Source organism: Halorubrum sp. SP9 (assembly GCF_005435015.1).
Lineage (GTDB): Archaea > Halobacteriota > Halobacteria > Halobacteriales > Haloferacaceae > Halorubrum > Halorubrum sodomense.
Window position 1 is genome coordinate 54311 of the sequence record NZ_SGXU01000009.1, and the last position, 13387, is coordinate 67697.

Genomic DNA, 13387 nt, shown 5'->3' on the forward strand with positions numbered 1-13387 from the left:
GCTTCGACGGTTTTAACCCTCCGATGAACCACTCTCCGTTGAGACAGGCTTCGCCTGTTTCACTGACCCGTAGGAGCGACCTGCGTACTACGGAGGTGAAAATGGCAGACACAATACAAGAGGCCGTAACCCTCGCACTCGACGATGCGCCCGAGCGGAACTTCCGCGAGACCGTGGACATCGCGATCAACCTGCGAGACCTCGACCTCAACGATCCGTCGAACCGTATCGACGAGTCCGTCGTGCTGCCGGCTGGAACGGGGCAGGAGACACAGATCGTCGTCTTCGCGGAGGGCGAGACCGCCGTCCGCGCAGAGGAGGTCGCTGACGAAGTACTCGACAGCGACGACCTCGAAGAGTTAGGAGACGACGACGACCGCGCAAAGGACCTGGCCGACGACACCGACTTCTTCGTCGCGGAGGCCAACCTGATGCAGGACATCGGTCGGTACCTCGGTACCGTCCTCGGTCCGCGCGGGAAGATGCCTACCCCACTACAGCCGGACGACGACGTCGTCGAGACCGTCAACCGGATGAAGAACACGGTGCAGCTCCGGTCGCGCGACCGGCGCACGTTCCACACCCGCGTCGGCGCCGAGGACATGGGCGCCGACGCGATCTCGGACAACATCGACGTCATCATCCGGCGACTCGAAGCAGACCTCGAGAAGGGCCCGCTCAACATCGACGGGATCTACGTGAAGACCACGATGGGTCCCGCGAAGGAGGTGCCCGTATGAGCTCGGTCCGCAAGACCGAGACGATCCCCGAGTGGAAACGCGAGGAGGTCGCCGAACTCGTCGAGTTCATCGACTCCTACCAGTCCGTCGGGATCGTCGGCGTGGCCGGCATCCCGAGCCGACAGCTCCAGGCCATGCGCCGGGAGCTCCACGGCTCGGCGGCCGTCCGCATGAGCCGCAACACGCTCACGAACCGGGCGCTCGAGGAGGTCGACGACGGCATCGAGCAGCTGACGGAGTACGTCAGCGGCCAGGTGGCGCTCGTCGGCACCAACGACAACCCGTTCGGCCTCTTCAAGCAGCTCGAAGCCTCGAAGACCCCCGCCCCGATCAACGCGGGCGAGGTGGCCCCCAACGACATCGTGATCCCCGAGGGCGACACCGGCGTCGACCCGGGACCGTTCGTCGGCGAGCTCCAGACCGTGGGCGCGGCCGCCCGCATTCAGGACGGCTCGATCAAGGTCACCGAGGACTCGACCGTGCTGGAGGAGGGCGAGGTCGTCGACGACGACCTCGCGAACGTCCTCGTCGAGCTCGGGATCGAGCCCAAGGAGGTCGGCTTAGACCTGCGGGCCGTCTACTCCGAGGGCGTCCTGTTCGAGCCCGACGAGCTCGAAATCGACGTCGACGAGTACCGCGGGGACATCCGGTCCGCCGCGGCCGCCGCGCGCAACCTCTCCGTCAACGCCGCGTACCCGACGGCCGCCACCGCCGGCGCCCTCCTCGCGAAGGCGTCCGGCCAGGCGAAGTCCGTCGGCCTGTTCGCGGAGATCGAGAGCCCGGACGTCGTGCCCGACCTGATCGGCAAGGCCGACGCCCAGCTGCGCGCGCTCGCGTCGCAGATCGACGACGAGGAGGCGCTCCCCGAGGAGCTCCAGGGCGTCGAGGCCGCGCCGGCGACGGAGCCGGCGGCCGACGACGCCGACGACGAGGAGGAACAGGCGGACGAAGCAACGGAAGACGCCGAGGCGGCCGACGGCGACGCCGACGACGATGACGACGGCGACGACGGCGGCGAAGGACTCGGCGCGATGTTCGGATAACACGAGGTACACACCAATGGAATACGTTTACGCTGCGCTCATCCTGAACGAGACTGGCGAAGAGATCAACGAAGACAACGTCACCGGCGTGCTGGAAGCCGCCGGCGTCGACGTCGAGGAGTCCCGCGTCAAGGCGCTCGTCGCCGCGCTGGAGGACGTCGACATCGAGGAGGCCGTCGAGACGGCCGCCGCGGCCCCCGCCGCCGCCGGCGCCGCGTCGGGCGGCTCCGCCGACGCCGACGCGTCCGCAGACGAGTCGGACGACGACGACGAGGCCGACGAGGCCGACGCCGCCGACGAGGCGGACGACGGCGACGAGGAAGACGAGGGCGACGGCGGCGAGGGCCTCGGCGAGCTCTTCGGCTAACGCCGGACGACCCCCGAGACCCCGACCGCGTCGACCGACTCCCGACCGTCGATTTTTATCGACTCCGCTATCCGGAGTGATAACGCCGTCCGCGATTTTATATACGGATCTCGGAAACGGAGAGCCGATGAAGATCGTCGACGGCGACAAGGCGGAGTGCGATCGGTGCGAGTCGGTGTATCCGCTCGCGGACGTCTCGCTGCTGGAGAAGGAGACCAACCGCGACTACGAGCGAGTGCTGTGCGACGACTGCCTGGGGATCGTCGGCGTTCCGCAGGGGTACAGCCTGCGGCGGGACATCACGCACCTGGCGAACTGAGCGGCGACGGGCGGACCGCCCATCGAAGTCCTTTTTTAGCGGCGACGGAAAGCCGCAGACATGGAAATCGACGCGGAGTTCCGTCGGCAGATCACGGTCTCGCTGGCGGCGGCCGCGGTGTTCATCGTCGGGCTGGTCGCGATCGGGGTCACCTTCGGCGGATCGACCGTGCTCCCGGCGTCGGGAGCGATCGCGCTCGTCGCGCTACTGGCCGGGTTCGTCCTGCTGATGGCCGGCGTCGGCACGTACCTGATGCGCGCGAAAGACGAGTCGTAAGCCCTCCGAGCGGTTTCCCTTCTCTCGCCGTCGTTCGCGTCCGACGCGTCGAGGTCACGCCTCGCTCGTCTCGTCCGTCTCATCGGTCGCCTCCGCCTCATCGGTCGCCTCCGTCTCCCGCCCGGCCCGCCAGTCGGTCACCTCGTCGGCCGCGGCCACCCGTTTCTCGTAGTACGAAAGGGGGTCGGCCGCGACTTGCATGTGGTCGTCCTCGTTGTGGCAGATCCCGTAGTTCGCGAGCGTCTCGCAGGTCGGCGGCGGGTACTGGGTGCCCCGCTCGTCGGTCAGGTACTCGGTCTGGTACCGGATCCCCTCGGCGTCGAGGCTCGTGTCGGTACAGAACGCGACGACCTCGTCGGGCGTCATGCCGATACCGACGAGGAACGCCATCAGCGCGAACGACTCGGCCGCGGAGAGCTCGACGTCGCGCTCGGCCTTCTCGATCAGATTGGTCATACACGGCGGGAACAGCGCCGGCGCGACGACGTCCGGCGGCTCCGTGTACGTCCGCTCGGAGAGCAGCCGGCGGAGGTCCGCGACGCGCGACTCCAGGGCCTCGCCGATCCCCTCGTCGGCCGCCAGTTCGAAGGGGAGCCCCTCGGCGACTCGCTCCGCCACCGCCGCTTCCAGCGCCGCGAGCAGTTCCTCGCGCGAGACGCGAACCGCGCCGTCGGCCAGCGCGCGGTTGACGAGCCGCCACGAGTCCCCCCACTCGGGCGAGGTGAGGCGGAGGTAGGGACCGACGTCGATCCGGTAGTGGGCCGGATCGCGGCCGGTGTTACCCGCGGCTCCGGCGCCGCCTCCCGCGGCTCTGCCCCCGCTTCCCGCGGCGCCGCGGCCGGCTCCGGCCGGAGACGTCAGGTCGGGGCGCACGGCGTCCGCGAGCTCGAACTCGGCGAGCAGGTCGTCCAGCGCGACCGTCGCGGACGACACCGACCGCAGCTCGTCGTCGGTCTCGAGATCGCGGCGGACCCGCTCCATCGCGGTCGCCGCCTCCGCGGCGGCGTACTTCTCGATGGCGGGGTCGGAGTCGAGCAGCGAGACGAGGATCCGCGCGATGGGGTACGAGAGCAGCTCCGCCTGCGTGTCGTACGCCGACTCGCCCGGAAACGCGCCGCTCTCGGAAGCGACGGTTCCCTCGAGCAGGGCGCGCTCGACGCGCTCGCGGGCGCGCTCGACCGCCGGCGCGTCGGCCGCGACGAGCTCGGGCAGCGACACCGCGGCCGCCGCGACGGCCTCGCGGGCGCTCGCGAAGAACGGGTACTTGGCGTCGAGCGCGTCCATATCGCCCCGAGGTAGTGAGGGCCGGCGAATAAGCGGTGCGGTCCGCGATCGCCCGGGTCGCCGCGAGAGGGGAACTACTCGGCCGACTCCTCGACGGCCGCGCCGGGGGCGTTCGACTTGACGCTCTCGAGCCCCTGTTTCGCCTTCTGCTTGGACGCGTACCCCTGTCCCCCGTCGGCGATGACGTTGCCGTTGTCGTGGCGGAGCCGCCAGCGGTACCGGTCGGCGTTGTCGCGGAACAGCTCGAAGGTCGCGTCGCTACCCCCCTCGTCGGGCGCCTCCTCGTCGCGCGAGACATCGACGACGTGCGCGCCGGGCGCGTTCCGCTGGACGCTCGCGATCCCCGACTTCGCGTCGCGCTTGTCGGCGTACCCCTCGCCGCCGTCGGCGATGATGTTGCCGTTGTCGTGCCGGAGCCGCCACCGGAACTGGTCGGCGCTGTCGGCGTACAGCTCGAAGGTGGCCTTGCTCGCGGCCGCGTCCTCGTCGACGGCGGCCGCCTCGTCGGGCCACTCCATCTCGATCTCGAAGTGAACCGTTCCGTCCTCGCGCTCGAGTTCGATCTCGACGTCGCCGGTCGGGGCCGCGTCGACCGTCACCGAGCCGGCCTCGTCGACCGGCACCGGCTCGCCGCGCCTCAGGGCTCGGGCGATCCGCCGGAGGTACGTGGCCAGTCCCTGCCGGGTCCGCGACCGGTTCGACTCGTGGATGGTCTCTTCTGGCATGCGCCAGAAGCATCACAATCGCGAAACAAAAGCGTGTGCCCGAACCGAATCGACCCGCGCGGCGGTGCGGTCATGAGTCATCGCGTTGCCGTCCCGCGACGACTGTCAGTCGTCCCGCGGCCGCTCCGCGATGATCGTCTCGCCCGCGCGGACGCTGTCGCCCTCGGCGACCAGCAGGTCGTCGCGGGTCACGTCCGCGGGCAACACCACGTCGGCGCGGGAGCCGAACGAGACGTGACCGACTCGGTCGCCGCGCTCGACGCGGTCGCCCGCCTCGACCGAGGGGTGGATCCGGCGGGCGAACCAGCCCGCGATGACGAGCAGTTCGTACTCGCCGCAGTCGACCGCGACCTGCTCGTTGCGATCGGACTCCTTATCGAACGCCGGGCGGTTCGCGCCGGGGCGGTGGCGGACCTCGCGGACTTCGCCCGCGAGCGGCGCGCGGTTGACGTGGATGTCGGTGACGTTCATGAACACGCCGACGCGGAGCCGAGAACCTTCCCCGCGTACCACGGAGACGGTGCCGTCGGCCGGGGAGAGGACCGTCTCCCCGCCCGTCGGGGGATCGCGTTCCGGGTCGCGGTGGAACCAGAGGATCCCGAACGCGAGCGCGACGAGCGCGACGCCGACCGGCGGGAGCACGGGCAGCGCCACCGCACCCGCGAGCGCCGGGACGAGCGCCAGGTCCCACGCGGCGTCGACCACCGGGAACGGGAGGAGCCGCGAGAGCGGCGGGGTCCGGCTCACGGCGCTACCTCCGCGTCGCGCAGGGCGGGCGAGAGCCGGGTCCGTCCCGCCGCCCACGCCGCGAGCAGGTGGACGAGGTGGGTCGTTTCGTCGAGCCCGTCCGACAGGTCGAGGTCGGCCTCGCCCGCGAGCGCGTGGAGCCGGGCCACGTCGTCGCCGCCGTAGTCGGAGCCGGCGCGGGCGACGCGGAGCGCCTCTCGGAGCAGCTCCTGGCCGTCGTACCCCTCGTCGAGGAGGTCGTCGAGCGTGGAGCGCGCGTCCTTCAGGTCGCCGCTGCGGGCGTCGGCGAGCGCCTCGCGGAGCGCGTCGTCGTCACCGACCTCGCCGAGCGCCTCGTAGGCGGTCGACATGGTTATCTCGTCGCCCTCGACCGCGGTCGCCTGCGCGGAGAGGATCGCCTCGCGGAGGTCGCCGCCGGCCGCGCTGGCGACGAACTCCAGCCCGTCGCCGTCGTAGTCGACGCCCTCCCGGTCGCAGATCGTCTCTAAGACGTCGATCGTCTCGTCGGTCGTCGGCGAGCGGACGCGGACCGGGAAACAGCGCGAGCGGATCGGAGCGATGAGCTTCGACGGCTGGCGGGTCGCGATAACGAACTGGGTGGTGCGGTGGTGCTTCTCCATCACGCGGCGCAGCGCCTGCTGGAAGTCCTCGCGGATCGCCTCCGCGTTGTCCAACAGGACCGTCTTGTACTCGCCGGACATCGGGGCGTACGACGCCGACTCCTTCAGCACGCGGTTTATCATGTCGCGTTTCGCCATGCCGCTTCGCCCTTCGAGGAAGCCCTCGAAGCGGGGGTCGGTCCGGATCTCCTTTTTTGTCCGCCCGAAGAAGTCGGCGACGTTGATCTCGATCAGGTCGGCGTCCGGGTCGGCGTGCGACGCGTCCGCGAGCGCTCGCGCCGCCGCCGTCTTCCCGACCCCCGGCGGCCCCTGAACGATGAGGTTCATCGGCTCGTCGACGGCCCGGCGCAGGCGATCGCGGGCCTCGTCTTGCCGGATCTCGTCGAGATCGGGCGCGTGCGTGTCTATCCACAGCGGTCCCTGCATTACCGTCGGATCGGGGCCGCGCGCTCAAGAATCGGTCGGTCGCGCGCCGAAACGGTGCCGTTCGTCTCGGTCGCGGAGCCGGGAGCGCACCCGAACCGGAACCGCCGGTCGGTTATTTCGTTACGATCGTCCCCGTGCCAATCGTTTAGAAAGGAGCCGCCGAGCACCGACCGAAACGGATTTTAACGGATTCATACGAGCGGAGAGTCCGTCTAGGCCGGGGAAACGCTTCTTGAGTTTTTAATAGTATTTTGAGTAAATGAACATCAATCGTTAAGTACTGGCCAGCCAAACCGGTGAGTACATGTCACGTGACAACGGAGCCGATTCGGAGAACAGACTCACCCGTCGCCACTACGTGGCCGGCGCCGGGAGCCTCGCGACCGTGGGGATCGCCGGCTGTTCCGGCGGCGGTGGCGGCGGCGGTAACGGCAGTAACGGCGGCGGCGGTTCCGGTAACCCGGTCGAAGTGCTTCACGGCTGGACCGGCGGCGACGGGGCGGCGGCGGCCGAGGCGCTCGAGGAGGCGTTCAACGAGGCCCACCCCGACACGGGCCTCGAAATGAACCCCATCGGCGGCGGCGGTAACCAGAACCTCGACGCCGTGGTCGCGAACCGGCTCCAGAGCGACGACCCGCCGGGGTCGTTCGCCAACTGGCCCGGCCCGAACCTCCTCCGCTACGAGGGAGTCCTCGGTAGCGTCGACGACGTCTGGGAGCAGAACAACTTCGAGGAGGTGATGGTCGACGAGGCCATCGACCTCCACCAGCAGAACGGCAGCTACCGCGCCGTGCCGCTCGGCTCCCACCGACTGAACTGCCTGTTCTACAACGTCTCCGTCGTCGAGGACGCCGGGATCGACGTCGACTCGCTGAACAGCCCCTCGGCGCTCATCGACGCGTTCGAGACGGTCGCTAGCGAGACGGACGCGGTTCCCATGACGCACGGGATGTCCGGCACCTGGACGACGACCCAGCTGTGGGGTGCCGTGATGCTCGGTGAGAACGGTTACCAGCCGTACATGGACTTCCTCAACGGCGAGGGCTCCGAGAGCGCCGTTCGCGCCGCGTTCGAGCGGACCGCGGAGATGCTGGAGAACCACATCAGCGAGGACGCGTCCTCGATCGGGCTGACCGAGTCGAACCAGAACATCATCAACGGCAACGCCGCCTTCATCCACCAGGGCAACTGGGCGGCGGGCGCGTTCCGGAACGCCGAGGACTTCGCCTACGAGGACGACTGGGGCTTCAAGACGTTCCCCGGCACGGAGGGCATGTACACGCTCCACTTCGACTCGTTCCTCTACCCGGCGAACAACCCGACGCCCGAGGCCTCGAAGACCTGGGAGGCGTTCGTCGGCAGCCCGGAGGCCCAGATCGCGTTCAACCAGTACAAGGGGTCGATCCCGACCCGGACCGACGTGAGCATGGAGGAGTTCGGTCCGTACCTCCAGGAGACGGCCGAGGACTTCGCGAACGCGGAGTACCGACCGCCGAACCTCCAGCACGGGCTGGGCGTCCCCTCCGAGACGATGACCGCGCTCAACGAGGTCATCTCCTCGGAGTTCACCGGCCCGTACAACGTCGACGCGGCGACGACGGGCTTCCTGGACGCGGTGTCGAACTGAAATCCACGCGATGCTGGATTTTTATCGTCGATTGTACCGGACGATCAGGCCCTCCTCGGGGGACGACGAGGCTAACCCAGACGACGGCGGGGTCCGCGCCGACGGCGGCGTCGTGACCGACGGCCCCGCGGCCGAACCGCCGGCGGAGCCGGACCGTGACGTGACGACCCGTCTCAAGGCGAGCCTGGATCGGCGCTTCGGAAGCGACTTCATGGAGTCGTCCGTCTTCTGGCTCCCGCCGTTCCTGCTGATGGGGCTGTTCGTCTACGGTGCGGTCATCTGGAACCTGCTGATCTCGCTGACCGACTACCAGCGCTTCGAGAACGCGCCGGACTACTCGGACCTCGACTTCGAGATGTACACCCGGGCGCTCGCGGACTCCGGGTTCATCGACGCCGCGGTCAACACGCTCATCCTGCTGATCGCGTTCACCGCGGGGACGCTCATCGTCGGTCTCGTGTTGGCGATCCTGATAGACAGGGGGATCCGGTTCGAGAACACGTTCCGGACGATCTACCTCCTCCCGATGAGCCTCTCGTTCGTGGTGACGGCCCAGTTCTGGCTGTGGATCTACAACTACAACAACGGGATCGCCAACAACCTCATCGGGACGTTCGGACTCGGCCCGATAAGCTGGCTCGGCAACCAGGACATCGTCCTCTACGCGATCATCTTCGCGTTGATGTGGCAGTTCTCGGGGTACGCGATGGTCGTGTACCTCGCCGGGCTCCGCGCGATTCCGACAGAACACTACGAGGCGGCCAAGGTCGACGGCGCGTCGGCCCTGAAGATGTACTGGCGCGTGATCATTCCCCAGCTGAAGGGCGCGACGATCAGCGCCGCCGTCGTGCTGATGGTGTTCGGGATGAAGGCCTTCGACTTCCTCTACTCGCTTGTCGGGGGGTACCGGCCGCCGAACGGCGCCGACATCCTCGCGACGAAGATGGTGCGTGAGGCGTACGCGAACCTCAACTGGGCGTACGGGTCGGCGATCGCCATCGTCCTGTTCGGGATGGCGCTCAGCGTCATCGGCCCCTATCTCGTGTACGAATACCGGAGGAACAACCTATGAGCGACACGGAACCCAGAACCGACGGGGGTACGATGACGACGACAGCGCGACTGCGGCGGACCCTCGACCAGACGACGGTCGAAGACGCCGGGCTGTACGTCGTCCTGATCTTCGCGGCGGCGTTCTACCTCGTTCCCATCGAGTCCGGGCTGGTGACGTCGTTCAAGACCGGTACCGCGATCATCGAGACGGCGCCGTTCGCTCCGCCGGGGGCGTCCGGGCTCACCTTCGAGAAGTGGCAGGCGGCGATCGACGCCCTGTTGCGCGGCATGGGGAACAGCCTGCTGTACGCCGTGCCCGCGACGGTGATCTCGGCGTTCGTCGGGAGCGTCACCGCGTACGGGCTGACGATCCCGACGTGGAAGCAGTCGTACAAGGCGGTGGTGCTCATGCTCATCATCGCCGGGATCTTCATCCCGTATCAGGCCGTGCTGGTGCCGCTGACCCAGTTCTGGTCGCAGTGGGTCCAGCTCACCCAGACGCTGTCGTTCGTCTGGGCGCTCGGCGTCCCGGACGACTACGCCGGCATCATCGAACTGGTGATCACCCACGTCGCCTACGGGATCCCGATCTGTACGCTCCTGTTCCGGACGTACTACAAGACGATGAGCGACGAGATGATCGAGTCGGCCCGCCTGGACGGGGCGACGCTCCGTCGGGTGTACCGGCGGATCGTCCTCCCGCTGTCGGGACCGATGTTCGCCGTCGTCCTGATCTATCAGTTTACCCAGATCTGGAACGACCTCCTCTTCACGCTGGTGCTCGTCTCGACGGAGTCGAGCCCGGCCGCGCCCGTCGTGTTGATCCTCGCCGGGCTCGGGACCTCGCTTGAGGGGCAGGACTTCGCGCTCCGGATGGCCGGGGCGTTCTTCGCGGCGCTGCCGACGCTGGCGGTGTACATCTTCTTCGGCGAGGAGTTCGCCGAGGGGGTGGCGGCGTGACCCGGACGCGCCCCTCGTCCGGCGACGGCGACCACTGGGGAGCAGACGCGACGCGGCGCGCGACCGACCACTCGACACCGACCACAACACAAAGATATGGCAACGCTTGAACTCGACTCGATAACGAAGACGTTCCAGGACGGCGACGAGGAGATCGTCGCGGTCGACGACGTGTCGCTGTCGATCGACGACGGCGAGTTCCTCGTCGTCGTCGGCCCGTCCGGCTGCGGGAAGTCTACCACGCTCCGGATGGTCGCCGGCCTCGAGACGATCACGTCCGGCACGCTCAGCATCGATAACCGCGTCGTCAACGACGTGAAATCGCAGGACAGAGACATCGCGATGGTGTTCCAGTCGTACGCGCTCTACCCGCATATGAGCGTCCGGCAGAACATGTCGTTCGGACTCGAGGAGTCGACGGACCTCCCCGACGACGAGATCAACCGGATGGTCTCGGAGACCGGCGAGATGCTCGGCATTTCGAACCTACTCGACCGGAAGCCGAGCGACCTCTCGGGCGGCCAACAGCAGCGCGTCGCCCTCGGCCGCGCCATCGTGCGCGATCCCGAGGTGTTCCTGATGGACGAGCCGCTCAGCAACCTCGACGCGAAGCTCCGCGCGGAGATGCGTACCGAGCTCCAGCGGCTCCAGAACGACCTCGGCGTGACGACCGTGTACGTCACCCACGACCAGACCGAGGCGATGACGATGGGCGATCGGATCGCCATCCTCGACGGCGGCGAGCTCCAGCAGGTCGCGACGCCGCTGGAGTGTTACCACGAGCCGACAAACCAGTTCGTCGCGAGCTTCCTCGGCGAGCCGTCGATGAACTTCTTCGACGTGACGCTCGAGGGAGATCGGCTCGTCGGCGAGGTATTCGAGTATTCGATCGACGAGTCGGTTCAGTCGGACCTCGGCGGCGTGACCGACCTCAGGCTCGGGATCCGCCCCGAGGCGGTCGAGCTCGTCGACGAGGGAGGCGAGCACGCGTTCGAGACGACCGTCGACGTCGTCGAGCCGATGGGCGACGAGAACACGGTGTACCTCCACTTCGATCCCGACGCGGACCCGGAGACCGCGGCGACGCTCGTCGCGACCATCGACGGGTTCAACCGCGTTAGCGAGGGCGACACGGTGACCGCGCGGGTCCCGGAGGACGCGATCCACGTCTTCGACCGCGCCACGGGAGAAGCGCTCCACAACCGGTCGATGGAGGACGCGGCCGCGCAGATCGACCTCTGACTCGGCGTGGGTCGTCGCCGCCGTTTCGATGCTCGCGCTCGCTCCGGCGCTCACCAGTACTTCGTCCGACCGACGCCCTCGGCGAGCAGCGCCGCGGCGGCGACGTGGGCGTACGCGGTCCACGCGAGGACGAGGAGCGCGGCGACGCTCCGCTCGGCCGTCGCCGCCAGCGCGGTCCACGCGACGACGACGAGGACGGTCGCGCCGACCCACGCGAGGAAGTACGAACTCGAGGCCGTCCCGCGGATCGCGTCCCGATCGAGGCCGGCACGAAGCCCGTTCCGCACGCTCATCGCGGCCGCGGAGGGGAAGAGGTACGCGCAGACGACCGTGACGAGCAGCGCGACGGTCGCGAGCGTCGCGATCGTCACGCCGCTCAGCGCGCTCGGGACCGTCCCCCGCGCGACGAGGTAGCTGACGGCGGCGACGGTGACAGCCGCCGGAGAGAGGTAGACGGCGCCGACGCCGAGCAGGCGCCCGCCGAGCCGAGCCGTCGCGGCCGTCGCGACCGGTCGGAACCCCTCTCCCGCGAGCACGCCGCCGACGAGTCCGAGGAACGCGACGAGGGGACCGACGGCGAGCAGGAGCGGGACCAGCAGCGCCCAGTCGGGCCAGAGCCCCGCCGCCGTCCGGAGCAGCGCGCCGCCGAGCAGCAGCGCCGCGAGACACTTCGCGGTGCCGTCGAGCCGCGTTCGGTCCGCGAACGGGTACCGGAGGGCCTCGACGAACATCAGTCGCCCCCCGACGGAAGCCGTCGAGCGGTCATTCGCGGAGCCGCTCCATCTCGGTTCGAATCCCCTTGCGGACGCGGTCTGTAACGTCGCCGTCGGGCGGATCGGTCACCGTCTCGGCGTCCTCGGTCTCCAGGAGGCGGTCGAGCTTACGCTCGAACTCGCGTTCGTCGATATCGCCGCGCGCGTAGCGCTCTCGGAGGGCGTCGAGCGCGGGGTCGTCGGATGCCGCTCGGGAGCCGTCCGTCCCGTCGTCCGGAAGTGGCTTCGTCAGCGTGTGGAGGACGGGTAGCACGATGAAGAGGCCGAAGAACCACACGAGCGGGAGGAGCCACCAGAGGCCGGTGAGGAGGGGGGCGGCGACGCCGGCGCCGACGACGCAGAGCGCGAACACCCGCCGCCAGCGGTGGCGGAGGTTCCACGCGATCCGGCGGGGAAGTCCGGTCATGGTCGTGGCGACGACTGCGAGCGGGAAAGCGGTTTCGTCGGCGGGCCGGCGGCGGCCCGCGGCGGTCGGGCTCACGACCGGTCGATCACCAGCCTGTCGCCCGGCTCGACGCCGTGGCGCTCGCTCCATCCGCGCGGGACTTCGAGGACGTACCGGCCGGTGCCCTCGTAGCGAGTGAGCGGTCGCGACTCCGGCGCCGCCTCGTGGATCGTCGTGACGGTCCCGTTGGCATCGGCGAAGACGATGTCGAGCGGGAACGCCATGTCGCGCATCACGTAGGCGCGCTCCGCGGCGTCGGCGTGGACGAACAACATCCCTTCGCCAGCGTCGAGATCGTCGGTCGCGGAGAGGCCGACGTACCGTTTCACGAACCCGTCCGCGACCCGGGCCTCGACGGTCGCGAGCGTCTCGCCCGTCTCGCCGTCGACGGCCTCGACCGTGGCGGTGTCGTAGCCGGTGATCAGGAGGGTCGGGTTCGCGGCGGCGGCGCCGAGTCCGGCGACGGCGATCAGCGCGAGCGCGGCCGCGACACCGACGAGGCGGCGGTTCACGGTCGGGGTTCGCGTCGCGGAAGGAAATCGTTTTCCGCTCTCGGCGGGTTCAAACGGGTGAGGGCTCGTGGTCTAGCTGGTTATGACGCGGCCTTTACAAGGCTGAGATCGGCGGTTCGAACCCGCCCGAGCCCACTATCGGCGCCGCGAACACATCGTGAGCGGCGCCGTCGTGACTGTCTGAGGGCGCGGTTCGAACCCTGAAAGACGCAGCGTCGAGCGAAGCGA

16 protein-coding genes and 1 tRNA gene are annotated in these 13387 nt (G+C 68.9%); 10 read left to right on the forward strand and 7 right to left on the reverse strand.

The features are described from left to right. Positions 1–101: 101 nt before the first annotated feature. From EXE45_RS07255 to EXE45_RS07275, 5 genes are all read left to right on the forward strand, one after another. Positions 102–740, forward strand: coding sequence for a 50S ribosomal protein L1 (locus EXE45_RS07255; RefSeq protein WP_092919695.1), 639 nt, complete (start codon positions 102–104; stop codon positions 738–740). Then, positions 737–1783, forward strand: a complete 1047-nt coding sequence (locus EXE45_RS07260) for a 50S ribosomal protein L10 (RefSeq protein WP_137693939.1) — start codon at positions 737–739, stop codon at positions 1781–1783. Before EXE45_RS07255 ends, EXE45_RS07260 begins: the two co-directional genes overlap by 4 nt. Positions 1784–1799: 16 nt before the next feature. Next, on the forward strand, positions 1800–2150 hold the full coding sequence (rpl12p, locus tag EXE45_RS07265; protein ID WP_092919691.1) for a 50S ribosomal protein P1: 351 nt from the start codon (positions 1800–1802) through the stop codon (positions 2148–2150). A gap of 127 nt (positions 2151–2277) precedes the next feature. Continuing rightward, complete coding sequence (locus EXE45_RS07270) at positions 2278–2469, forward strand: hypothetical protein (protein WP_092919689.1); 192 nt, start codon at positions 2278–2280, stop codon at positions 2467–2469. Between the two features lie 60 nt (positions 2470–2529). Next, positions 2530–2745 carry a hypothetical protein gene (locus tag EXE45_RS07275; RefSeq protein WP_092919687.1) on the forward strand — a complete coding sequence of 72 codons (216 nt, stop codon included), beginning with the start codon at positions 2530–2532 and terminating at the stop codon, positions 2743–2745. A gap of 54 nt (positions 2746–2799) precedes the next feature. Here the strand turns inward: EXE45_RS07275 and EXE45_RS07280 are convergent, their stop codons facing one another. The 4 genes from EXE45_RS07280 to EXE45_RS07295 all read right to left on the reverse strand — a co-directional run bounded on the left by EXE45_RS07280 (position 2800) and on the right by EXE45_RS07295 (position 6547). Continuing rightward, positions 2800–4029 carry a DNA primase gene (locus tag EXE45_RS07280; protein ID WP_137693940.1) on the reverse strand — a complete coding sequence of 410 codons (1230 nt, stop codon included), beginning with the start codon at positions 4027–4029 and terminating at the stop codon, positions 2800–2802. Positions 4030–4103: 74 nt separating this feature from the next. Further along, positions 4104–4754 carry an HVO_2922 family protein gene (locus EXE45_RS07285; RefSeq protein ID WP_137693941.1) on the reverse strand — a complete coding sequence of 217 codons (651 nt, stop codon included), beginning with the start codon at positions 4752–4754 and terminating at the stop codon, positions 4104–4106. A 105-nt stretch (positions 4755–4859) separates the two neighbouring features. Beyond that, on the reverse strand, positions 4860–5501 hold the full coding sequence (locus EXE45_RS07290) for a protein sorting system archaetidylserine decarboxylase (RefSeq protein ID WP_137693942.1): 642 nt from the start codon (positions 5499–5501) through the stop codon (positions 4860–4862). After that, positions 5498–6547: an AAA family ATPase gene (locus tag EXE45_RS07295; protein WP_137693943.1), complete on the reverse strand. Its 1050-nt coding sequence runs from the start codon at positions 6545–6547 to the stop codon at positions 5498–5500. The genes EXE45_RS07290 and EXE45_RS07295 overlap by 4 nt, the downstream gene beginning before the upstream one ends. A gap of 469 nt (positions 6548–7016) precedes the next feature. Between EXE45_RS07295 and EXE45_RS07300 the strand changes: the two genes are divergently transcribed. The 4 genes from EXE45_RS07300 to EXE45_RS07315 all read left to right on the forward strand — a co-directional run bounded on the left by EXE45_RS07300 (position 7017) and on the right by EXE45_RS07315 (position 11429). Further along, the gene (locus EXE45_RS07300) at positions 7017–8174 is read left to right on the forward strand and encodes an ABC transporter substrate-binding protein (RefSeq protein WP_174548991.1); all 1158 of its coding nucleotides are present in this window, start codon (positions 7017–7019) and stop codon (positions 8172–8174) included. Between the two features lie 31 nt (positions 8175–8205). After that, complete coding sequence (locus EXE45_RS07305) at positions 8206–9246, forward strand: carbohydrate ABC transporter permease (protein ID WP_092919674.1); 1041 nt, start codon at positions 8206–8208, stop codon at positions 9244–9246. After that, positions 9243–10187: a carbohydrate ABC transporter permease gene (locus EXE45_RS07310; RefSeq protein ID WP_092919672.1), complete on the forward strand. Its 945-nt coding sequence runs from the start codon at positions 9243–9245 to the stop codon at positions 10185–10187. Before EXE45_RS07305 ends, EXE45_RS07310 begins: the two co-directional genes overlap by 4 nt. Positions 10188–10283: 96 nt before the next feature. Beyond that, entirely contained in the window at positions 10284–11429 is a 1146-nt protein-coding gene (locus EXE45_RS07315) for an ABC transporter ATP-binding protein (RefSeq protein ID WP_092919670.1), read from the forward strand. 50 nt (positions 11430–11479) lie between these two features. Here EXE45_RS07315 and EXE45_RS07320 read toward each other — a convergent pair whose 3' ends face one another. The 3 genes from EXE45_RS07320 to EXE45_RS07330 all read right to left on the reverse strand — a co-directional run bounded on the left by EXE45_RS07320 (position 11480) and on the right by EXE45_RS07330 (position 13159). Then, positions 11480–12160 (reverse strand): DUF4013 domain-containing protein, encoded by a 681-nt coding sequence (locus EXE45_RS07320; RefSeq protein WP_137693944.1) that lies wholly within the window; start codon positions 12158–12160, stop codon positions 11480–11482. Between the two features lie 31 nt (positions 12161–12191). Further along, a complete protein-coding gene (locus EXE45_RS07325; protein WP_092919666.1) occupies positions 12192–12608 on the reverse strand; it encodes an SHOCT domain-containing protein in 417 nt (138 codons plus the stop codon). A 71-nt stretch (positions 12609–12679) separates the two neighbouring features. Then, positions 12680–13159, reverse strand: coding sequence for a DUF192 domain-containing protein (locus tag EXE45_RS07330; RefSeq protein WP_092919664.1), 480 nt, complete (start codon positions 13157–13159; stop codon positions 12680–12682). A 61-nt stretch (positions 13160–13220) separates the two neighbouring features. On the opposite strand from EXE45_RS07330, the gene EXE45_RS07335 reads away from it, so the two are divergent. Further along, positions 13221–13294: transfer RNA gene (locus EXE45_RS07335), tRNA-Val, on the forward strand. The last annotated feature ends 93 nt before the right edge of the window (positions 13295–13387 follow it).